23 protein-coding genes are annotated in these 22,084 nt (G+C 45.5%); 15 read left to right on the top strand and 8 right to left on the bottom strand.

The window, feature by feature from the left end; genetic code table 11:
* Positions 1 to 6 precede the first annotated feature (6 nt).
* Positions 7 to 2,541 carry a circularly permuted type 2 ATP-grasp protein gene (locus EHQ17_RS14915; protein ID WP_135590679.1) on the top strand — a complete coding sequence of 845 codons (2,535 nt, stop codon included), beginning with the start codon at positions 7 to 9 and terminating at the stop codon, positions 2,539 to 2,541.
* The gene (locus EHQ17_RS14910) at positions 2,534 to 3,424 is read left to right on the top strand and encodes a transglutaminase family protein (RefSeq protein WP_135590586.1); all 891 of its coding nucleotides are present in this window, start codon (positions 2,534 to 2,536) and stop codon (positions 3,422 to 3,424) included. The genes EHQ17_RS14915 and EHQ17_RS14910 overlap by 8 nt, the downstream gene beginning before the upstream one ends.
* Before the next feature lie 13 nt (positions 3,425 to 3,437).
* Here EHQ17_RS14910 and EHQ17_RS14905 read toward each other — a convergent pair whose 3' ends face one another.
* The 3 genes from EHQ17_RS14905 to EHQ17_RS14895 form a co-directional block, all read right to left on the bottom strand.
* Complete coding sequence (locus EHQ17_RS14905; RefSeq protein ID WP_246057571.1) at positions 3,438 to 3,920, bottom strand: proline and serine-rich protein 1 family protein; 483 nt, start codon at positions 3,918 to 3,920, stop codon at positions 3,438 to 3,440.
* On the bottom strand, positions 3,917 to 4,180 hold the full coding sequence (locus tag EHQ17_RS14900) for a hypothetical protein (RefSeq protein ID WP_135590587.1): 264 nt from the start codon (positions 4,178 to 4,180) through the stop codon (positions 3,917 to 3,919). The genes EHQ17_RS14905 and EHQ17_RS14900 overlap by 4 nt, the downstream gene beginning before the upstream one ends.
* A 382-nt stretch (positions 4,181 to 4,562) precedes the next feature.
* Complete coding sequence (locus EHQ17_RS14895; RefSeq protein ID WP_135590588.1) at positions 4,563 to 5,060, bottom strand: GNAT family N-acetyltransferase; 498 nt, start codon at positions 5,058 to 5,060, stop codon at positions 4,563 to 4,565.
* A gap of 807 nt (positions 5,061 to 5,867) precedes the next feature.
* Here EHQ17_RS14895 and EHQ17_RS14890 point away from each other — a divergent pair.
* The 3 genes from EHQ17_RS14890 to EHQ17_RS14880 all read left to right on the top strand — a co-directional run bounded on the left by EHQ17_RS14890 (position 5,868) and on the right by EHQ17_RS14880 (position 10,847).
* Positions 5,868 to 9,239, top strand: a complete 3,372-nt coding sequence (locus EHQ17_RS14890; protein ID WP_167881215.1) for a chitobiase/beta-hexosaminidase C-terminal domain-containing protein — start codon at positions 5,868 to 5,870, stop codon at positions 9,237 to 9,239.
* Between the two features lie 412 nt (positions 9,240 to 9,651).
* Positions 9,652 to 10,026: a VOC family protein gene (locus tag EHQ17_RS14885; protein WP_135590590.1), complete on the top strand. Its 375-nt coding sequence runs from the start codon at positions 9,652 to 9,654 to the stop codon at positions 10,024 to 10,026.
* Between the two features lie 182 nt (positions 10,027 to 10,208).
* Positions 10,209 to 10,847 carry an 8-oxoguanine DNA glycosylase OGG fold protein gene (locus EHQ17_RS14880; protein ID WP_135590591.1) on the top strand — a complete coding sequence of 213 codons (639 nt, stop codon included), beginning with the start codon at positions 10,209 to 10,211 and terminating at the stop codon, positions 10,845 to 10,847.
* 109 nt (positions 10,848 to 10,956) lie between these two features.
* Here EHQ17_RS14880 and EHQ17_RS14875 read toward each other — a convergent pair whose 3' ends face one another.
* The 4 genes from EHQ17_RS14875 to EHQ17_RS14860 all read right to left on the bottom strand — a co-directional run bounded on the left by EHQ17_RS14875 (position 10,957) and on the right by EHQ17_RS14860 (position 13,062).
* The gene (locus EHQ17_RS14875; protein WP_135590592.1) at positions 10,957 to 11,424 is read right to left on the bottom strand and encodes an SRPBCC family protein; all 468 of its coding nucleotides are present in this window, start codon (positions 11,422 to 11,424) and stop codon (positions 10,957 to 10,959) included.
* 51 nt (positions 11,425 to 11,475) lie between these two features.
* Positions 11,476 to 11,946: an SRPBCC family protein gene (locus EHQ17_RS14870; protein WP_135590593.1), complete on the bottom strand. Its 471-nt coding sequence runs from the start codon at positions 11,944 to 11,946 to the stop codon at positions 11,476 to 11,478.
* Positions 11,909 to 12,289, bottom strand: a complete 381-nt coding sequence (locus tag EHQ17_RS14865) for an ArsR/SmtB family transcription factor (protein WP_135590594.1) — start codon at positions 12,287 to 12,289, stop codon at positions 11,909 to 11,911. The genes EHQ17_RS14870 and EHQ17_RS14865 overlap by 38 nt, the downstream gene beginning before the upstream one ends.
* 368 nt (positions 12,290 to 12,657) lie before the next feature.
* Positions 12,658 to 13,062 (bottom strand): DUF1801 domain-containing protein, encoded by a 405-nt coding sequence (locus EHQ17_RS14860; RefSeq protein WP_135590595.1) that lies wholly within the window; start codon positions 13,060 to 13,062, stop codon positions 12,658 to 12,660.
* A gap of 396 nt (positions 13,063 to 13,458) precedes the next feature.
* On the opposite strand from EHQ17_RS14860, the gene EHQ17_RS14855 reads away from it, so the two are divergent.
* The 7 genes from EHQ17_RS14855 (at position 13,459) to EHQ17_RS14825 (ending at position 16,965) form a co-directional block, all read left to right on the top strand.
* A complete protein-coding gene (locus tag EHQ17_RS14855) occupies positions 13,459 to 13,794 on the top strand; it encodes a type II toxin-antitoxin system RelE/ParE family toxin (protein ID WP_135590596.1) in 336 nt (111 codons plus the stop codon).
* A complete protein-coding gene (locus EHQ17_RS14850; RefSeq protein WP_135590597.1) occupies positions 13,791 to 14,090 on the top strand; it encodes a helix-turn-helix domain-containing protein in 300 nt (99 codons plus the stop codon). Before EHQ17_RS14855 ends, EHQ17_RS14850 begins: the two co-directional genes overlap by 4 nt.
* Before the next feature lie 271 nt (positions 14,091 to 14,361).
* Positions 14,362 to 14,706 carry a type II toxin-antitoxin system HigB family toxin gene (locus EHQ17_RS14845; protein ID WP_246057570.1) on the top strand — a complete coding sequence of 115 codons (345 nt, stop codon included), beginning with the start codon at positions 14,362 to 14,364 and terminating at the stop codon, positions 14,704 to 14,706.
* Positions 14,707 to 15,105: a helix-turn-helix domain-containing protein gene (locus EHQ17_RS14840; RefSeq protein ID WP_135590598.1), complete on the top strand. Its 399-nt coding sequence runs from the start codon at positions 14,707 to 14,709 to the stop codon at positions 15,103 to 15,105.
* 285 nt (positions 15,106 to 15,390) lie between these two features.
* On the top strand, positions 15,391 to 16,059 hold the full coding sequence (locus EHQ17_RS14835; protein ID WP_135736205.1) for a hypothetical protein: 669 nt from the start codon (positions 15,391 to 15,393) through the stop codon (positions 16,057 to 16,059).
* Between the two features lie 358 nt (positions 16,060 to 16,417).
* Entirely contained in the window at positions 16,418 to 16,696 is a 279-nt protein-coding gene (locus EHQ17_RS14830; RefSeq protein WP_135590600.1) for a BrnT family toxin, read from the top strand.
* Positions 16,693 to 16,965 carry an antitoxin gene (locus EHQ17_RS14825; RefSeq protein ID WP_135590601.1) on the top strand — a complete coding sequence of 91 codons (273 nt, stop codon included), beginning with the start codon at positions 16,693 to 16,695 and terminating at the stop codon, positions 16,963 to 16,965. Before EHQ17_RS14830 ends, EHQ17_RS14825 begins: the two co-directional genes overlap by 4 nt.
* A 258-nt stretch (positions 16,966 to 17,223) precedes the next feature.
* Here EHQ17_RS14825 and EHQ17_RS14820 read toward each other — a convergent pair whose 3' ends face one another.
* Positions 17,224 to 18,618, bottom strand: coding sequence for a glycine--tRNA ligase (locus EHQ17_RS14820; protein WP_135590602.1), 1,395 nt, complete (start codon positions 18,616 to 18,618; stop codon positions 17,224 to 17,226).
* Positions 18,619 to 18,792: 174 nt separating this feature from the next.
* Here EHQ17_RS14820 and EHQ17_RS14815 point away from each other — a divergent pair, with 174 nt between their 5' ends.
* Genes EHQ17_RS14815 through EHQ17_RS14805 form a run of 3 tightly spaced genes read left to right on the top strand, consistent with a single transcriptional unit; the run spans position 18,793 to position 22,084 of the window.
* Positions 18,793 to 20,412, top strand: coding sequence for an energy transducer TonB (locus EHQ17_RS14815; RefSeq protein WP_135590603.1), 1,620 nt, complete (start codon positions 18,793 to 18,795; stop codon positions 20,410 to 20,412).
* A complete protein-coding gene (locus EHQ17_RS14810; protein WP_135590604.1) occupies positions 20,409 to 21,185 on the top strand; it encodes a PrsW family glutamic-type intramembrane protease in 777 nt (258 codons plus the stop codon). The genes EHQ17_RS14815 and EHQ17_RS14810 overlap by 4 nt, the downstream gene beginning before the upstream one ends.
* Positions 21,182 to 22,084: a 50S ribosomal protein L11 methyltransferase gene (locus EHQ17_RS14805; protein WP_135590605.1), complete on the top strand. Its 903-nt coding sequence runs from the start codon at positions 21,182 to 21,184 to the stop codon at positions 22,082 to 22,084. Before EHQ17_RS14810 ends, EHQ17_RS14805 begins: the two co-directional genes overlap by 4 nt.

The following is a 22,084-nucleotide window of genomic DNA, read 5'->3' as shown; positions in this document are numbered from 1 at the left end:
TGAATGATGGCTCAGAATTTTATGGTAAACCAGCCCAACGCCCGATTGAATCTGCGAGAAGGATATGTTCCGATTCCGTCCCTCTACGACGAACTCTACGACGGAGAGGGAAAACTCAGAAACAAATACGAATTTTTAATCAACTCATTAGACGCATTAACGCAAGATGAATTAAACCGAAGAAAAAGGGATTCCTTACGCCTCTTGCAGGAAAACGGTGTGACGTATAACGTGTACGAAGAGCCGGGAGCGGTGGAACGTTTGTGGTCCTTGGACCTGTTCCCCGTTCTGATGGAAAGTAAGGAATGGGAAGAAGTGGAACGCGGTCTCGTTCAGAGGGCGGAACTTCTCGACGCGATCTTTAAGGACGTCTACGGATCGAGAAAACTCGTCTACGACCGGAAGGTCCCTCCGGAAATCCTCTTCGGCTCCCAAGATTTTTTGAGACAGTGTAACGGATTCGGGCATTCCACGACGAACGAACTCTGTTTTATGGCGAGCGATTTGGCGAGACAGGAGAACGGAAGTTTTGTCGTCATCGGGGATAGGATTCAGGCGCCGAGCGGATCTGGTTACGCGCTTGAAAATCGGATCGTACTTTCGCGTATCTTTCCGTCCATCTATCGGGACTCGCAGGTGCATCGAGTCGCGTTGTATTTCAGAAGTCTGCGCAAGGCCCTTCAATCCTTATCCAAGGTTCAGGACAGGGAACCAGTGATCGTTTTATTGACCCCCGGCTCCGGGAACGAAACCTACTTCGAACACGCGTATCTCGCCGGGTATCTGGGATTTACTCTTGCTCAGGCGGAAGATCTTACCGTACGCAATAACTTCGTTTTCATCAAGACGGTGGAAGGTCTGCAACAAGTGGACGTGATCTTCCGCAGGGTCGTGGACGTTTATATGGATCCGCTGGAACTAAAGGGCGATTCGTTATTGGGAATACCAGGAATTTTGAATGTGATTCGGGAAGGGAACGTTCGAGTCGCCAATCCGATCGGCTCCGGATTTTTGGAGAATCGTGCGTTACATCCCTTTTTGTCTTCTCTTTGCAGATATTATCTTTCGGAGGATCTGATCCTCCCGAACGTGCGCACACTTTGGATGGGAAATCCCGAGTCGGTGAAGGAGGTTTTCGATCGGCCGGAACGATTCGTATTCAAACCGGCCGTTCGCGATCCGATGGAACCGGGAGTTTTTCTTTCCTCGCTTCCGAAAAGCGAATTGGAGGAAATCCGGAAAAAAATTTCCCTCCGTCCGGAACGTTATGTGTCACAGGAAATCGTAAACGGCTCCACTTGTCCGGTCCTCTCCGGGGATAAGTTTGCGCAAGGCCGATCGGTGTTCCGCGCTTTTACGGCGCTTTCCGAAAACGGATATATGACCATGTCCGGAGGACTCGTTCGAGTTACGGAAAACGTGGAGGACATGATCGTCACCAACCAGACCGGCGCAGTCTCCAAAGATTTATGGATTCTCGCCTCCGAGGAAAAAAAGGACGTAAGTCTTCTACCCGGAAAGACGGAAAGGATGCAGATCCGCCGTTCGGGCGCCGGAATTCCGAGTCGGGTCGCGGACAATATGTTTTGGATGGGACGTTATGCGGAACGTACGGAGAACCAGGCGAGATTGTTACGTGAAACGATTCTCAACATCGTTCACATGGAGGAATCATACGATCGGGATCTAGTACGGCTTCTTTTGCAGACGGCCACACACGTTACGGCGACGTATCCGGGGTTTTTACAACTGGACCTTTCGGATCCTTTGACCGGTGCAAAAAAACAGATGTTCGACCAGGTGTTCTCTCATCAACTAACAGGAAGCATACGATCGGATCTGAACTCCTACGTCCGTGCCTCTAAGTCGGTCCGGGATCGACTTTCTGAGGATAGTCGTTACGTATTATCGATGTTGGAGACGGACGAATCGGAACGGATCGGTTCCTACGACGAGATATTAGAATATCTGATTCTTTTGATCACAAGATTGGCTTCGCTTTCCGGGTTGGGAATCGAAAGTATGTCGCGGGAAGCCGGATGGTATTTTATGAACATAGGAAAGAGGATAGAACGAGCCTCTTATACGATCCGTCTCGTAACTTCTGTCCTGAATCTTTCGACGTTATACAATAAAAGTATGTTCGAATCGCTCCTGAACATCAACGATATCAAGATCACGTATCGACGAAGATACAGATATAGGATCGAAGCGGACTCGGTACTCGATATTCTGCTTTTCGACGAAACCAATCCGAGATCGCTCGTATATCAGCTCCGTAAACTCGGTGAATACGTGTCTTATCTTCCCCATTCCGAAAAAGAGGAACCTTCCGCCGAGGAAAGGATCGTATCCGAGATCCGGAACCGATTTGCACAGGAGGATGCGAAACGGTTATTCGAATACGTAAACCCGGCTCTGAGCGTCAACCGATGGCTGAACGACATCAATTATCAGATCGCGTCTCTGTCGGATTCCATCTCTTCTAGATATTTCCGTTATTTGGAGGAACAGATCCAATTGGGAGATTACAATGGCTGAATATACCGTGAAACACGTTACGCGCTACAGCTATCAAGAGGAGGTTTCCCACTGTCATAATACGGCGCATATGTGTCCTACGAGCAATCGTCATCAGGATTGCAGCGACCTAAAGTTGCACGTACTACCGGGGCCTTCCGTTTCCGGATATCGAAAGGATTATTTCGGAAATCTGGTCTATTCCTTCTCCGTCGAGGATTCTCATCGGATGTTGGAAATCGTTTCGGAAAGTAAGGTCAGCACACATCCTATCGACTATGGAGATCTTACCCATTCCCCCAAGGTCTCGGAAATACCGCAGCTTCTTAAGTCCTCCCATTTGAAGGAGGACTTGGACGCGCTCGAGTATCTCGCCGATTCCAACTTCGTACATAAGGATCCGAGATTCGCGGTTTTCGCTGGAGAAATGATCGATTTTAACAAGCCGTTGTTACAGGCCGTATCCGAATATACATTAAAATTTTATAATACGTTCGAGTTTAAGGCCGGCGCGACCACTATCCACACCGCGCCTGCACAGGTTTTAAAAAGTAGAAAGGGGGTTTGTCAGGACTTCACACATTTATCCATAGCGACTCTGCGTAGTATAGGGATTCCTTGTCGATACGTATCCGGGTATATAGAAACGTTTCCTCCGCCCGGACAAAAAAAACTACAGGGCTCGGACGCGTCGCACGCTTGGTTCGGAATTTACTGCCCCGGAATCGGATGGGTGGACTACGATCCCACCAACGGAAAAATGTTAAGCGAAGAATACATATTTACCTCCGTGGGACGCGATTTTGCGGACGTATCGCCGCTCAAAGGGATTCTGTTCGGAGGGGGAAAACATAAGATGAAGGTCGAGGTGGACGTGATCCGGGAGGACCACGTCGGTTCATGAGTAGGAAAGATCGTTATTCTTCGGTGAAATATTCCGTATAACAATACTTTCCCGCACCGGATCCCCAACACACGGTTCTTTTTTTCGTGCGAGGCGGTTTCGGTAATGCGGATTCGATCCCTTCCAATAAAGCCGCCGCGTCTTTTTTGTCTTTGTCGTAGTTGAAACGTTCTACGATGACGTACGAGTTCTGCGGATCCTCGATACGGGTTCTTAAAACGGACAAGGCTTTGATTTTGTCGCTGGAAAAACTGAACATATCCATAAGCTCCGCGACTTGATCCGAAGTGAACGTATTTCTCGGGGCTGCGCTGCGCATTACGGAGAACTTGCCGTCGCTAAAGCCTTCGCGTTCGATTCTATCCTTTAGCTGATTGAAACTTCCGGAATCCATTGCGTAAACGGAAAACGTCATCGCTATGAACAACAACAAAGATTTCATCGAGGTTTTTAAAACGACACCCGCTCTTAAAGAGCCGTATTTTTTTGCGGTCATTCTACTTTCGCCTTCCCGTTTTGGATCACGATCTTTTCGCTACCGGCCGCGTGAACGGTTCCTATTCCCTGGATGTAAACGTCGCATTCTCCGCAGATGCTGCTGTTCTTTTTGCCGGCGTTTAGGATCTCGTTGTGTTCGGTTCCGGCGTCGTTGTAAATGATCCGATAGGACTGACTGTCTTTGTTGACGATGTCCACGGAGAACGCCGCCGTTGTCACAAAGAATAATATTAGAAAAATTGAAATCTTAGTTTTCATCTCTCAAATCCTTTTGTAAATTTGCGGACACTAGAGGTCAGTATCGGGCGGAGTCAAGAGTAAAAGGAACGAAGGAACGTTTTATCAATATCGATTATGAAACGATAGTATTTCGGTTTATAATTTATTGCCAAACGGAAACGACTTTTCGTTTTATGTTTCCTGGAGAGGGTTTCCTTTCTACTTGTCGCGTTTTTTTTCGCGAGCGGATCCTTTGGCGAGCAAATTGAATGCGAAAAACGAAAGAAAATTTTTTGAAACGAAAGAGGGGTTTTCGAAGTTTCGGGAAACTAATTCTTTCCTAAAAAATCGAAAACCGATTTTTTCATCCGGAAGTTTCCGGGTCGGAGAACGGATTCGGCAAAGTCTGTGACAAACGTTTTTAAAACGACTTTCTGAATCGGACGTAAAACGGATCGTAACCCATGGACTTCCAAAACGACACCGCGTTTTCGTTTTCGGAGATGGCTCGGAGTTCCACGCTTCGGAATCCTTGCTCCCGGGCCCAGGATTCGCAAAACAAAACCAGGGGTTTCATAAAACCAGATTTTTGTTTGCCGCGTTTCGTGACCGCAAGATCTATAAAAAGGGTTTTCCCTTCTTCGAGATACGGTTTGTCTTCGGTGCGCGCGATGAGAAGCGAAACCAACTCCTCTCCCAAAAAACCGCCTAACAGAAGAACTTTGCCCGTTCCTCTGAGTTTCAGATAGACGTCCACCATCTTCGTCGCGGCACGCGGCCGTATTTTAAAAATTCCGTCCAGACGAAACGAATTGACGAGACGGAAGAATTGATGGACGAGTTCGATGGCGCTTTCCCTGTGTTCGGGGAGTAGATCTGCGATTCGAAATTCGCCGTTGTCGATTTTGGGTTTCTGCATAACGAATCAAATATACTTTTAAAAGAATCAGACTTTCGGGTAAAACTAAATTTCGTCTTCGTTTTCCCTTGGACGGGTCATACCTTCCGAAAATTAAGAATCCAATACGGAGCGTATAACAAACTCGAGGCTCCCGGAACCGACGGAAACGTCGTGACACGAACTCCTATCGATTTGGGTCCGCTTTGAATCGGGGCGGATCGTTCGTTTTTTTGTGGTGGCTTCCTCGAAACCTGCGTTGTCCCGAAGTTCACTGCGTAAAACTGCGGGTAAAAAGGATACGCCAGGAAAACGGAACCTTCTGTTGCTTGAGTAATTCGATTTAGATCGATTCAAATCCTTTGTTCCGTTTCGTAGATGAAAATTTTAAACGAAGGACAACAAGCCCTCTTTTGAACGACTCCGTTTTTCCCGTTTGTAAGCCAAGGAAAACGGTTGCGGGAAGTTTCACACTCCCAAGGTGATTCACGTTTTTAAAACGGAGATCGGATTGGATTCTCTTAATTCATATTATAAAAATTGAATCTAAAACTTATTGAATATGAATTCGTTTTGTCCTTTTATAAAGGGAGTGCTCGGATCTAAGTTTGATTCGGCGGAATTTTAACGAATTATATTTAGAGAATACGTTTTATCGGGATTTTTTGTCTTTCTGTAGCGCTTCTTCGATCGTATCAGTCTCGTATTCTGAAATGTAAATAGATGTTACTCTCTCTTTATTGAAGAGGAGTATTACGAAATAAGATAAACTGGAGACTCTTTTGATAAGCGCGAATGACGCGTCTGATTCAAAAGATGACGGAGACTATGAGATTTTTGCCGATTTTAATCCTGATCCTCACTAACTTGATCAGTTGTTTGAACCAGAACGGCGGTTCTTTCTTTTTGCCTAAGAATCTTCCGTTGATGATAATTGATACGGAAGGGAATTCCCGTATCAAAGGCACTTTTTTGGACGTAGACGGAGACGGAGTTCCGGATGGAATCGATACGGATTCCGATTCGACGATCGATCTTCTCGTTTCGGATACCAACGGCGACAATGTTTTGGATTCGATCGACAAAAACGGAGACGGAATTCAGGATTATTTTCTCTGCAATCGGTGGAATCATTATTCTTCCTGGACCGGTTCGGACTGCGGGGGAAATCCGTTGGCGTTTATCGATTCGGACTCGGACGGGATTGCGGAAGGTTTCGATACGGATAACGACTATTCGATCAATGATCCGATTCTGAAACGGATCCGAGAAGATAACGTTTCGCCTAACGTGTCCATTACTTCCGCCAATCAACCGGGAACGTACGGAAACGCGCAAGACGTCACTTTGAGTTGTAGAGACGACGTCGGAGCCGCTTCGATTCTTTATACGACGGACGGTAGCGATCCGAGTTTTTCCCCTCTTCACGGAAAGTATTCGAACGCGCCTTCGGTTTCTTTTAAAATCGCGGAAGGAGGAAACGGAAGTTACGTTTTGAAATACGTTTGTCGGGATTTGTCGGGGAATGTTTCCGTCCTACGATCCGGAACCTACGTTTTGGATACGACCATTCCAGTGATCAACGCTACTTTGAGTTCTTCGCATGTGAGCAATTCTTCCGGAGCGATCCATAGTTCTTCGGTGACTTGGAACACCAATATCGGTTCGAAATTCACGATTCGCGACGGTGCTTCGGATTGTGGCTCGGGTACAGAAATTCGAAGAGGAACCGCTTCCGTGGGAACTCCTCAGTCGTTTCCGATTTTTTCGAACACAAACTTCTCCGGAGAAGGTCAGAAGACGTTTTCTATTTTTGCGTATGTCGATTTGAACGCCAACGGAGTTTGCGAGCCGAGTTTGGATCGGGTCGGTTCCTTTCACTTTCTAGTTACAAGAGACGACACGGCTCCCACCATAACTCCCGCTCCGGGAGCCGGGAGCTACGGTACGCTTACGAATGTCGGTTTTAGCTGTTCGGATTCTTCCAGCGGTTGCGACAAGATCGTATTTTTGAAATCGGTAAATTCGGATCCGACCGATCCATCGATCCGAGCCTTGGACGGAACGATTGAGAGGGGTACCCAATATTCCGGAACTACGATCGAAACCGAAGATAACGCTCATACGAAAATCAAGGTGATCGCCAGGGACCTGGCCGGTAACGTCACATCCGTACGTCTTTACGAATACGTAGTCGATTTGGCAACTCCTCAGATCACCGTGAACTCGAATCGAAGATACGTATCGGCGGAGGACGGAAGTATCTCATGGCAAAGCGATCGATCCGGAGATTATACCGTACGACTGGGAGGAGGCGATTGTAGTACCGGAACGACTCTTCATTCGGGCACTATCGCCGCGGGAGGATCCGATACGGTAACTACGGTTTTGAATTCTTCATTGAGCGAAGGAGACAATACGATCCGAATCTGCGTTACAAGCGCGATCAACGTGGGAAATACGACGGTGACCGTAACGAAGGACCAGACGACTCCGACTTCTTCGATCGTATCTCCCACCAGCGTCGGACCCTTCCCGGTCGGTACGGGCTTTACTGCTTCCTGCGCGGACACGGGAGGTTCCGGTTGCGACCAAATTCTTTATACCTTGGACGGAAGTGCTCCCGGCTTTCATGCCGACGGATCGATTCGGAACGGAACTCTCTATGCGGGAACCGTGACTCTGAATACGGCCGGAACGATTTCTTTAAAAACGATTTCAAAAGATAAGTCCGGCAACGTTTCGAGTGTCGTCAGTCAGACGGTAAATATCGGACCACCTCCGTCTCCGAAAGGAATCGTCGTCGCTTCGGGGAACACGAAAGTTCTGGTAAGTTTTCTTCCCGTAAGCGGAGCGACCAGCTATAAGGTTTATTACTCGACTTCGAGCGGGGTTTCAACTTCCTCTGCGAGCGTAAGCGGAACGAGATCTCCGATTCCGGTCACGGGTTTGAGCAACGGAACTCTCGCTTATTTTGCGGTCACCGCGATTCATAACGGAGGAGAAAGTCCTCTGAGTCCGATTCGAAGCACAAGTCCTACAACTTCGATACCGGGAACGACTTCTGCGCTTCATGTGGATATTTCCGGTTCCGTAGGTCAAGGCGCCGACTCGGGACAAACTCCTTCCGCAGTGATCGATCCGATTTCGAAAAAGTTGTTAATCGCAACTCAGAACGGAAGCAACTCGAATAAACCTTCCTTATTCCGTTGCAATCTGAACGGAACTTCCTGCCAACACTTTGACGTTTCTTCCGGTCAAGGTGCGAATTCGGGATTGAATCCTTCGATCGGGATCGACGAGATCGGAGGAAAGGTTTTGATTGCGACTACGAATCAGTCGAATTCCTCTCGCCCGTCTTTGTTTCGTTGTAATCTGGACGGAACGAGTTGCGAACATAAGGACATCTCCGCCGGTAGCGGAGCGAGTTCCGGATTTCGGCCGAAACTCTTGGTGGATATCGTCAATTCCAAGATTTTAGTCGTAACGGTGGACTTTTCTTTTTCGAACTCGCTTTCCTTGTTCCGATGCGATTTGGACGGAACGAGTTGTGTGAGAACACAAATCTTTGCGGCCACCGGAACCCAGGACTTCAACATCAGTAGAAAATCGCTTTCCGCCGAGCTCGATTACGTCAACGGAAAACTTGTGGCGATCGCCGGAACGAATTCCTCTCCTTGGAAACACTACTACTACAACTGCAATCTGGACGGAACGGGATGTTTCAGTCTCGATTTTTCCGGTGGAGCGAGTTATTTGGAACGGGTATCGCCTTACTTAGTCCTAGATCCGATTTCCGGAAAGTGGATCCAAGTCGCTTTCGGAGCGAATGCAGGGAACGGTTATACGTTTCAACAGAGTAATCTCGACGGTTCTTCCTTGACCAGTACGAACGTAAACGCAAGCAATCTCCCGACTTCCGCAGGGGAAATGTATCGATTGGTCTTGCAGAATGATATCGTAAACGGGAAAATTTTGGCCGTTTGGGCCGGGAACGGATTTCAAAATCAAGTCGGTCGTTTGAATCCGAACGGAAGCATCGCTAGTTTCCGAACCAATGAAAGCGCCGGTCAAGGATTCAATTCGACTTCGGACTACTCCGCGGTTTTGGACGGGTTCAACGGGAAACTACTGATTTTGACTTGGAACAAGTCCAGCACGACGAGCGCAAACGGAACCTTGAGTTTGTTTATCCTCTAAATCACGGAAGCCCTCTCCGGAATATAGATATTCCGGAGAGGTTCACGAAAGAAGAAAGTTTTCGGGAACGTTGATTCTGCAAGATAAACTTTTACGAAATGGGCTCCGGTCGTATCGGTTACAATGTCTCGATTCAAAATAGGGAAACGAATCCGAAGGACCGATCCGTATTAGAATTTCTGCATATTCCGAAACTTCGCGATCGAATAGAAAAATTCAACCATTTTATACGCTTTTATCGTTTTTAGTCGAAACCGTTTCGTTTCGGATTACGTTACGGACTCGACGAAAACGAAACGATCCCAATCTTTCAGGAATTCCATTTTCCTTTTGCGGTTCTAAGGAACGGAAATGATTGAACCGAATCGAAAGGATTTTTATATAAGTCAAATCGAGAAAAAAAGGGGAAAGTATGAATCGATTGAATCAGATCATGTTGTACGTCAACGATCAGGAAGGTATCGCCGATTTTTGGGTGAAACAATTCGGGTTTACGGTGGAAGGAAGGGAAGACTACGGAAAATCGTTCGCGATCATTCTAACGGACGGACGTCCGAATTCCACCAAACTGGTATTGCAGAATAAGGCGGTCGTGGCCGCGGCGAATCCGGATATGAATTTGGGAACACCGTCGATTCTATTGACGACGGACGATATCGAAGGTTTGTATTTGCGTTTGCAAGAGAACAGGATCAAGGTAGGAGAAAAGGTGAATTTTCCGAACGGAAAAAAAGTATTTAATTTCGCGGACTTCGAGGGAAATTATTTCGCGATCATCGAAGAATGATCGAAAGTCGTCGTACACTTCTACGGAACGTTTCGTATCTTTTAGGAAACGTTCCGAAAGTTGTCTTTTAGAATTCGATACAACCGTCTTTCTGGAAAACGGATCCTGCTATTTTTCGCGAGACGGATGTTTTCCGGAAATTTTTCCGTTTTAAAGATCGAATCGTAAGGTGTCCTTTCATAATGGATCTATCCGAATACATCGTTTTCATTAAAAATCTTCCTTTTAAGGAACAATCCTTCTTTCCCCATTTAAGTAGATGGGAGAAGCTGCTTTCCGATTCCGTATCGCCGAGAAGTTTGCCTCCCGATATCGCGGAAGGATATTCGCGCGGTGATTTGATGGACGGTCTTTCCCTTTCCGAGGATAAGGTGATTAAAATTTTAATGTGGGGATATCCGTATGGAGGAAGAGGGAATAATATTAAAAATGTATTAAGTTCTATTCCCGAAATCGTAAGGATACTCAAAGATATCGAAACTTCGGAATTGAACGAGAGGGAATTGGTCGAAATCTCGAAAAAGTTCGAGGATATCAAAGGATTAGGAAGATCGACGTGGAGTAAATTTCTTTATTTTAACGCGACTCGTTTTGAAGGCGGGCCTTTGCTGATTTTGGATCAAAAGATAGAAAGGGCTTTGAACGGTAAGTCCGTAAACGGAATCCGATTTTGCGTACTGAACGATAAGGACGGAAATACCTACGTGGAATATTTGCGTTCGATGAACGGGCTCGGAGATCGGTTGAATCTTTCTACCGATGCGTTGGAATTGTTCTTCTTTATGTTTTACGACATTTTCAGGCTATTTAGGAATCGTTGATTCGTATATTCTAATAAACGTATGTTTTCAGAGTAAAAAGGACTGGGCGGTTCGTCTTACGCGACGATACGGGAAAACGCGGGAAGAATCCGTCCCGCGCTCCGTGTCTTCAATTCATATCGTCGATTTTAAGATCGTCCGGAGCAGGTCTTCCTTCTCCGACTTCCATAAAATTCTTTAGGCTGAGTAAAAACGTCGCCCATTTCATACTACAATGAGCGGTGAATTCGCTTTCCCGTTTCCAATCCTGGTGTCGGAAGTGGACAAGAGTCATCGCTTTTCCGTCCGGACTTGCGCTCTGGCTTAGGCTGAAATCGACGTGCGAGCCGATCCAATCCTCCGGTCCGGAGACACATTCCCAAAGGACGCGGGCGGGCGCGAGTTCTTTGACTTTCATTTCGAAACTTCCCTTATCGAAGTCGAATCGGATCGATTCTCCCGGCGCGGAGGAACCGTTTGAAAACGGACCTTCCACTTGTCTCGTCCACCAACTTGCGAGACCTTTTTTCGTTGTAAGCGCCTGGATCACTTCCAGGGCTCCGGCGTGAATGCCTATCTTGTGATAGATTCCATTCATCGTATGCTCCTTTATTTTTTTTACGTAAAGACTTTTTAGATCGGGACGTTTTTATTCTCGGAGGCCGAATCTATCGTTCAGACCTTCTAATATGCTCGTCCATCCGTACTCGTGCGCTTTGATACGAGATTCTCCTTCCAGACGTTCATGGATCAAGGTGATCAGCGTCTGCGGTCCTTTGTTTTTCGCAGAATTGCCGTTAGGTGATGACGGGAGAGAAGTGAACGTCACCGTGACCAGGGTTTCCTTGTGTTCCGTCATATGGGATTTCCAGGTGAATACGAGTTTCGTGGGTTCTTCGATCACCAGATATTCCCCTTCGTGTGGAAGAATTTTTCCGTCGAGGGACATATCGATTCGAAACTTTCCTCCCGGGCGCGGGTCGAGAGAAACGGATTCTATACCGACACCTTCTCCGGATAAAAACCAATTCGAAAAATCCTCCGGATTCAACCAGGCTCGGAAGAGGCGGAGCGGATCCGCGTTAATTTTTTTTTCTACCTTTAGTACGTTCGGGGACATGATCCTGCTCCTGTAAAAATAATTCCAGACGGTCGAGTTTTTTGGTCCAGAAATCCCGATGATACGTCATCCAGCGGGAGGCCTCGGAAAGCGTTCGATCCTGGAGTTCCAAACGAAAACTACGTCCGTCTTCCGAATCCCTTATCTTACGAACGAGCCCGGCTTCCGTAAGAACATCTATGTGTTTGGCCACTCCCGCGAAGGACATCGAAAAGGGACGGGCCAATTCGGAAATGGTGAGCGGACGTTTTCGCAGACGTTCGAGCATCTTTCTTCGGGAGCCGTCCGCGAGTGCGGCAAATACCCGATCGAGAGTTCTGTCTTTTTTTCGTAATTCAACCATTTAGTTGAGTAAATGATCGGTGTTGATTTACGTCAATTATTAAACTATTAAGTTGAATAAATTGAGCGCGGTTTCAAGCAGGTTTTCTGAATTTTAAGAGCGTTTATCGTTTCCATTTTTCCTTGAAACGCAAAAATTATCGCGTATGAAAGCGTTTCGTCCTTACGTTGACGGACCGTTTGCGATGGAAAAGGAACGCTTTTGCGGGCAAGCGGAAAGAAATTTCCCGAAATCCCTCGACCAACACAAACCGTGAAACCCGACCGGGAAACAATTGCGGGTCGGCGATCGTCATCGAGGATTTTCGAAAGGAGCGTTTATTACCGAACAAGCATGGACGATAGGGGCGCGTAATTTTTCCGCGGGATTTAGAAGAAGTTGGGATTTCGCTTTTGCGCGTCTCGATATGCGGAGAGGATCAGCTCCGTCAAAGCCTTTTCGTTTACTTCTACACCGGGTCGGAGTTTGACGTGACGCATCCTTTTTCCGGTTCCTTGCAGAAGTTTGGCGGGATCGTGTAGTAAGGAGCCGTTGAAAAACCCGACGTTTACGTGCGCGGTGAATACGTTGACGTAAGCGAACGCAACGTCGTAAACGCAGGCGGTCGGATGCCCGTCATGTATGAGTTCGCGGACGTCTTCTCCACATTCTCTCATAGGAGTGAACCAACGTTGTGCGATCATTTGCAGTTCGTCGGGTTGCCGTAACAACCAAACGTCTATTTCGGAGGATCTTTTTGCTCCTCCCGGAAATCGTAAAACATCATCCGACATTTGTGCGTGTTCCTTTTTGATCTGGTTTTTTCGGAGACAACCGGCGGTTACGCGAATGGGTATGAGTGAGCAAGACGAGCCCCGTTTTCGTTTCGCTCAAGGTCGGGAAGAACACCGATGAATCGTCTCCTAAGTTTGTATATCGGAGAATTGTATACAATCCTCTCGGTTTTGCAAGTTTCCTTTTTTCTACGAGGTGAGATTCGTTCCGTCCTTCCATAAACATATGTTTTGGAAACGCGAATGTCAGAGGTGGGAGGGATTGAATCATTTACGCGAAGTTCGCATAAACGCAAACGGAATCCCCGAATTGTGCTTACTCGAAGTTAGGCGAAATGGCTGAAAACTAAATTGAAATAGGGATTGACAAATATATCAAATTTGATATATTGAATAGTGAAGTTTAAAATCCAATTATTAGAACCTGCGGAAGAGTTTCTTTTAAAACTGGAAAATAAACTTAAAGCCAAAGCATTTAGAACGATTGAATTATTAGGAGAATTTGGGCCAGAATTAAGAGAACCATTTTCTAAGAAAATTCAAGGTTACGAAGGGCTCTTCGAGCTAAGAATTAAACAAGGCACGAATATTTGCAGATTCTTTTATTTCTTTGAGAAAGATCGCGTTGTTATTTTAACTTCAGGATATATAAAGAAAGAACAAAAGACGAGTAAAGATCAATTGACTAAAGCCTTCAAGTTAATGAAGACTTATCGAGGAGAGCAAGTATGAAACTTAAGACGAAAAGCTTTGATTCACTTCTAACTAAGGAATTAAAGAATAAAGATTTTAAGAAAGAATATGAAGTTCTTTCTAATGAGTTCACTTTAGCGAAAGAGATCATTAAACTAAGAAAAAAGAGAAATCTGACTCAAAAGGATTTAGCAGAGAAAATTGGCACTTCTCAACCAGCGATAGCACGCATTGAATCAGGAAATTATAAGAACTTATCATTGTCATTGATCAACCGACTTGCAAAGGCATTGGATGCTGAGCCAGTAATACATTTAAAGAGTAAAAACGCTTAAACAACAATCAGCCACTTCGCATAACTGCGGTTTCTCGCGGCGCTGCGAGATCGCTTCGCGACTCTTGCTTGGCCTCCGGCACATTTGCTTTGTCACTCGGTTCGCGAGACGCGGCTAAGGTCGCTCGAACCTCGTTCCAATTCTTTCGCGCGTTTTAGACGCGCTCCAGAACCGCAAACTTCGAGAAACCTAAGTCGTTAGGCGAACGGTTTTGGGCTAATTTTTCTCCAATTCCGGGCAAGATAATACTTTAAAATTTATTCAAAATTATGTGAAAAAGATTGTTCCCAAAATGGTAACACGAAAAAATGAAGATGTGCGGATAATCTCAAGAAAAATTTTAAGAGATTTTTATGAAAATCCAAAATATTTAGATTCAAAAATACCAATTGAAGTGTGGTTTAAAAAAGCTTCTAAATCAATTTGGACTTCTCCAAGCGTAATTAAAGAAAAGTATCGAAACGCAAGCATTTTAGGAAATAGTAGAGTCGTTTTTAACATTCATGGGAATAGATATAGGCTAATCGTAAAGATACATTATAATCTACAAACTGTCTTCATTCGCTTTATTGGAACGCATGAACAATATGATAAAATTAATGCCGAGGATATTTAAATGGAAATTAAACCAGTAAAATCTGTGAAAGACTATGAGTTTGCTCTTAAAGAAATTGATAAACTTTGGGACTCAAAAAAAAATACTCCTGAATATGACAAATTAGATATTTTAATAACGCTTGTTGACGCTTATGAAAATAAGCATTATCCGATTGAAAATCCAGATCCAATTGAAGCAATTAAATCGGTAATGGAAGAAAAGAATCTAAAGAATGTAGATTTGGGAAATTGGATTGGTGGTCGAAGTAGGGCGACGGAAATTCTAAACAAAAAAAGAAAATTAACTTTAGAAATGATCAGAAAAATTAATCAAAATTTAGGAATACCTACTGAGATACTAATAAAAGATTATAAGATTAAGAATAGGTCAATTTCGAAAAGTAAGGCGAGAGCTTAATCTCTAGTTGAATGCCCAAAACCTTCGCCTAACCTCGTCTCCTCGCGTCGCTGCGAGATCGCTTCGACATTCGCGGTTCCCGCTCAGTCTCGCTTTGCCTTCGTCACATTTGTTTTATCACTTCGGTTCGCGGGATGCGACTAAAGTTGCTCGAACCTCGTGCTAACCGCGTCGCGCATATCCGCTTGTGGCCGCAACGTCGGGAGACTCTTTCGTTAGGCGAAATTCGAGTGTTCTCTATTAAAATAGTTGCTCTTTCGATTGAATTTATGAATCTTTATTCATTTGTATTTAGGTCGTTCAGATATGCTTAAATTCGGTTTCCCATTTTTAATTTTATTCCTGTCTCTAAACATATTTTCTCAGACTAAGGATTCGAATGATAATGAAATCGATGATTTATTAAAGGCAATCGTCACTCCTAAATCCTGTACTTCTCAACGCCAAGATTTATGTGCAGTGTTAAATGAATTTCAGGCGGCAACGGACGACTTGCCACCGACAATAAAACGTACTTTTTCAATAGGAAGGATATTTTCAGCTCATATTACTTTTAAACAAACTTGGGAGTATGGACGTACATGGTCTGTCGCTTTTTTTGAAAAGGACGGTCAGACGTTAAAATTAGAAGCCCTACGCATGGAATCCGAATCGAAACAAGAAGTTGAGGATTCAAAGATGCTAATCTCTCAAATTGAAAATGGAGAAATCAATCAAGAGAACTCATCGTATATATTCTTAAAGGACTTAGATAAGAATATACTATTAAAAGAATGTAAAAAATATGCGAGAACTTATCGCTGCGAAGGTGACGGCAGACATTTTAATGAAATCCATATCCGATATGATAAAGGGTTTGTCTATTTGTTTACATTTGGAGCTGTAACAAAAATGCAAGGAAGTTGGGATCGTGTTCCAGGATTTTATATTTCTAAACTTCCATTACCGAAGTAGGTAAGTTCGAACACAATACTCAAACCTTCGCCTAACTTCGTCTCCTCGCGTCGCTGCGAGATCGCTTCGACATTGGCGGTTCCCGCTCAGGTTTGCTTGGGCTTTGGCACATTTGTTTTATCACTTCAACTTGCGAGCCGTTTGCTAAGGCGCACTCAGGCCTCGTACCAATTCTTCCGCGCGTTGAGCGCGCTCCAAAACGGCGAACGTCGAGGAATTTGGGTTGTTAGACTAAATGTGGGGAAATATCTTTGTAGTAAAGATTTCCGTTCATACCTCTTATTTTAAGCGAATTTTCCCGATTTTACATTTAAAAACATTGTATTGACATTCGGCACACGTCTAATAATTTCGCTAAGTGATCTTTGATTGGGATAATGCTAAAAATGAAGCTCTAAAGGCTGAACGTAATATTAGCTTTGAAAGAGTCGTTGTTGAAGTTGAGTCTGGGTCAGTTTTGGATATCCTAAGGAATCCGAATAAGAAAAAATATCCGAATCAAATCTTAATAGTTGTGGAAATAGATAGTTATGCTTGGGTAGTTCCTACAATTGAAAATAAGGATATTTTCTTTTTTAAAACAATATATCCATCAAGGAAATATACGAGTATATATTTACCGGAGACAAATTTATGAAATATAAACTTAGCCAAGAAGAGAAAAGTTTGGAATCTTCGATCGAGCGGAATGAATGGAAGTCTGTCGATAATAAAGCACAATATTTGAAAAAATTCAAATCTGCTGCCAAGAATACTTTATTGAAAGATAAGCGGATGAATATCAGAATTGCTGGGAAAGACATTCAATTATTAAAAACTAAAGCTCTGGAAATTGGGATCCCTTATCAAACTTTAGTTTCAAGTATATTACATCAGTATGTAACTGGTAAATTAACAGAACGATAAACCGACTCAAACCTTCGCCTAACTTCGTCTCCTCGCGTCGCTGCGAGATCGCTTCGACATTGGCGGTTCCCGCTCAGGTTTGCTTGGGCTTTGGCACATTTGTTTTATCACTTCAACTTGCGAGCCGTTTGCTAAGGCGCACTCAGGCCTCGTACCAATTCTTCCGCGCGTTGAGCGCGCTCCAAAACGGCGAACGTCAAGGAATTTGGGTTGTTAGACGCCGTTTCCGCAGCTCTTTAGAAAAATACGGTTCGTAGTTTACAATCGTTCGAAAAGCCAAGTCCTGAGTTGTTTGACGGGGATCCTTTCTTGGGACATGCTGTCCCTTTCCCGAACCGTTACTGTGTCGTCCTTAAGAGTATCATAATCTACTGTTATACAAAACGGTGTTCCGATTTCGTCCTGACGTCTGTACCGTTTTCCGATGGCGCCGCCGTCGTCGTATTCGATGTTTCCCAGTTTTGCGAGGTCGTCGAAGATCTCCCTGGATTTTTCGGGAAGTCCGTCCTTTTTCATCAAAGGAAAAACCGCAGCTTTTACGGGCGCGATTTTTGGAGAAAAACGAAGTACGGTTCTGGTTTCTCCGTCGGAAAGTTTTTCCTCTTCGTAGGCGTCGGCTACTACCGCCAAAAACAGTCGATTTACGCCTAACGCGGGTTCGACGACAAACGGAACGTATTTTTTGTTATTCACCTGATCCTGATATTTCAGATCTTCTCCGGAAAATTTTTGGTGCTGATTGAGGTCGTAATCCGTGCGAGAGGCGATTCCCCACAATTCTCCCCATCCGAAATTATATTTAAACTCGATGTCGGAGGTTCCTTCGCTGTAGAAGGACAATTCCTCCTTTTCGTGTTCGCGGACTCTTAGATTTTCCTTTTTGATTCCGACTTGTTCGGTGAGCCACTTCATACAATAGTCAACCCAGTGCGCGAACCATTCCTTTTGAGTTCCCGGTTCGCAGAAAAATTCCATCTCCATCTGTTCGAACTCGCGCGTTCGAAACACGAACTGACGCGCCATGATTTCGTTTCGAAAAGATTTTCCGATCTGTGCGATTCCGAACGGAATCTTTCTTCTCGTAGTGGAGACTACGTTCTTAAAGTTAAGGAAGATACCTTGGGCGGTTTCGGGTCTCAGATAAATATCGACGGCGTCTTCCGCGCTCGCTCCATGGGAGGTTTTGAACATGAGATTGAAGTCGCGCGCTTCGGTGAAGGTGCCGCGTTGTCCGCAACTAGGACACGCGAAGTTACTTTCCTTGATGACATGATTCATCTTTTCGAGGGTAAGTCCGTTCGCAAAACCCTCTCCCTTTTGGTCTTCCAGGAACTTGTCCGCGCGGATTCTGGTCTTACAATTTTTGCAATCGATTAACGGATCGTTGAAGTTGGAAACGTGTCCCGAGGCTTCCCAGACTTTCGGATTGAGGAGGATGGAGGAATCGAGTCCCACCACGTCCTCGCGTAAGTGGACAAAATATTTCCACCAGAGTTGTTTTAGATTTTGGAGAAGTTCGACCCCGTACGGACCGTAGTCGAAGGTGTTGGATAAGCCTCCGTAAATTTCGGAACCGGGATATACGAATCCCCTGCGTTTACAAACGGATACGATCTCCTTCAACGAGGAATCGAGACTTTCTTTCTTTTCCATGCGTCCAGAATTCTTCTCGGGACTTCGGAAGAAAGTATTTTAATTCCTCGGTGGAACGGATTTCTTGTTTGCCTACGCTCCCATTCCGGGTCCAATGGTTGGTAGAAATCGGTTTTGCAGAGTCCAAGGAGACCTTGCCTGAAAAAGAAATTAGTCATCTTCGGCGTAAATTTTTTGTCCTGGAGTTCCCCCTTTCTGGGACTCGGAATTTTCTTTCCCTTAGGAGTTTTATTCGCGTTTCCCAGAGGAAGAGAAGTGCGCGCTTCCGCATTCGGTTCGCTTTTGTTTCAGGTTCTTTGTTGGAGCGTTTTGTATCCTCTCGAAATCGCTGCCATTCTTTCTCCCGTCGCGGAAGGTTTGGTACGGTCTCTGATTTTGGAGTTGGGGGAATGGCTCATCGGTTTTTACGTCCTTTTGGGGATGATCCTTTTGTTCGGTCACTCGGTTTATCTCAAAAAACAAAGGGAAAAAGCGGCCCATCTTCCGGCGCGTCTGATCCCCGAAGAAAAGATAGAACGGATCCATTTTAAACTGCTCGTACTTTTGGCGGCGGGGTATCTTACGTCTCGTCTCGTGTTTCAGGATCCGTATCGTTTGGAATACGGGCAACTCGGGATTTTAGAAGACAGTTTTTTGTATTTTTTCTCGATCGTGATCGCGGGGGACACTTTGTTCAGCCGTGGAAAACAATTCTTTCTTTTTAGAAAACCTTGGAAGATCTTCGAGAGACAAACCAGAATCGCACGTTATGCGGGCTTTGACGGGGAGCGGGGGAAACTCAAACAAAACTACGCCAAACTCAGGGATTGGCTTTTTCCGGGTTGGGGTCATATTTATATCGGGAGTTTGTGGAAGGGATTTTCGATCCTGTTTTTATATCTGCTCGGACTTTTGTTTTTTGCGACCGCGTTTTTTTCTTGGATCGAACCCGCGGACGGAATCCGTTTTCTTATGTCTATGGGGTTGAAGCCGGGCGTCCGTGATCAGAAGTTTTTCGAAATCACTTCGAGTATCCTGCCCGCGGTGTTCGTCGCTGCCGCGATCGTTGGCGTTCATCTTTTATCCAAGTATCTTTTGCGGCGCGAGTTCCGTAAAACTCCCGAGGAATCGAACGCCAAATCGGTGTTTATCGGTAATCTTTCGTACAGCCTCCTTTTGCATCTGATCGTCGCGTCGTTGATCCTCATCATTCCGGTGACTTTGCAGAGAAAAAAAGATCAGAAGGAACAGGAAAGACAACGCACTCATTTTACTCCGGAAAATTTGGAATTTTATTTTATCGATCCCAATCTCCCCGACGAGGTGCAAGGCCTCAACGGAGGAGTGATTTCCGGAACCGAAACCCCCACACAAAAGGAAGGGGAAAAGATTCCCGACGATAAACCGGCGGAAGAGGGGCGTGTCAAAGGGGAAGTCAAACAAGTGCGCGGGAAAAAATTACCCGCGACGTATTCGAATTATATTTCCGCGAAAATGCGGGGACCGGAATCGTTTATGGAATATTGGAGGCGGGCTCCGCGGAATTATTCCTCCGTGGTAGCGTATACGATCACACCCGACGGAGAGGTCGTGGACGTGGATCTTGTGGAAGCCTCCGGATATCCGGAACAGGATCAGATGACCTTGGAATTGATCGAAAGTCTATCACCTTTGATGCCCCCTCCCGGTACGAAAGGATACGTGCGAGTCACCGAACTTTTTTGGAACGGAAGTATCGATCCCGAAGCGATGCCCACTCAATTACAGAAAGAACTCGTGATGATGTATGACGGCCGTTATATGGAGGAATTATGAACCTCGAAGTGGCTTCGCTCGGAATCCTTTCCGTCCTTCCTTGGGGAGCGGTTCTGCTTCTTTTATTTCCGGGAAGGAACACGACACAAAGGATCTTTCTCGTTTTACTGGCCTTGTTTCTGGGATATCTTTCCACGGAGATCGTACTCAAACTTCATCCAGTCCTTTGGCCGGACGTGAAGATGGCGACGCCCAAACGTTCCGGACATATACTCACACAAACCGCGCATATCGCGTTCATACAGGCGGGGATGATGGAAGAATTCTGCAAGGGAAGTCTGATTCTCTTTGCGGGTCTGTTGTTCGCGTTCGATTGGAAACGACATACGTTTAAAAAGGAGATCGTGCTCGTCGGGGGTTTTGTCGCGCTCGGTTTTGCGGGAATCGAAAATGCGAACTACATCTTCAACGCGAAGGAAGAGGACCGGATCGCGATGTTTGTAGGAAGAACGATCCGATCTTCGAACGCACACTTTCTGATCAACCTATGTTTCGCATTGGCGTTTTTAAAATCCAATTTTAAGGAATCCAAGGAACGTCCGTTGTATCTGTTTTTCGCGTTTTTACTCGCGGTTTCACAACACGGTCTTTTTAACTTTTTCGTTTTACCACAATCGCGATTCGGCGGATGGCTTTCCACGGCGCTTTTCGTGGGAATCTGGGTTTGGATCGCAAAAGACTTCCGTGCTTTCGTTCGAGAGGACGAAATCCTGGATGACACACCCGTAGAGGCGGAAATTTTGGAAAACGCCGAAGCTCGGGAAACAACTTGAGATACAGAGAAATCATTCTAAACATACCCAAAGAGATCGCGGAGGAATTCACCGATTTTTTGGACGAAATCGGAGTCGCAGGATATTATGAAATTCTGTTTGACCGGGAAGTTCCGCGTGCTCCCGACGAGGAGATCATCTCGGACGATACGAAATTCCGCGTTTACCTCGCCGAAGAGGATCGGGAGAACGAAACCAAACTTCTCATCTTTCTGAAGGCGACCGCGGGAGAATCCTTTTATTGGGAAGCTCGTTGGATTGAAACGAAGGAATACGAAGAGGCGTATAAGGAATTCTACAAACCTTTCACCGTGGGAACGTATCGTGTGATTCCCACTTGGGAAAAGGAAACTGCGGCGAGTACGACCCCGGAAGGAATTCTTCCTCTACTCATCAATCCGGGACTTGCGTTCGGAACCGGTCATCACGAAACCACACGTTTGGTTTTGGGGAGAATGGGATATCTTTCCTTGAACGGAAAAAAGATCGCGGACGTAGGAACCGGTTCCGGAATTTTGAGCGTGGCCGCGGCGAAGTCCGGAGCGTCGAAAATTCTCGCAGTGGACATCGATCCAAATTCGGTCCGATCCGCCACCTTCAATCGCGACGAAAACGGAATCGCACCCGGGCAGATGATCGTGGAAGAGGGCGGTTTCGATCACGAAGCCGTTCAAAACGAAAACTGGGATCTGTTGATCGCCAATATAACCTTCGCAGTATTAAAAGCGAATATTCAAAAAATTGCATCTATAAAAACGGATCATTTTCTTTTTAGCGGTGTCATCACCGAAAGAAAGGAGGAATTTCTCGAACTTCTCAAGGATAGACTGGGGGGAGAGGGAATCCATTTTCTGGAGGACACCGGTTGGGAATTGATCGAATGGAAACGAAAAGGATAG

This window comes from Leptospira gomenensis, from assembly GCF_004770155.1.
GTDB classification, from domain to species: domain Bacteria; phylum Spirochaetota; class Leptospiria; order Leptospirales; family Leptospiraceae; genus Leptospira; species Leptospira gomenensis.
This window is presented reverse-complemented; position numbering and strand designations above follow the sequence as displayed.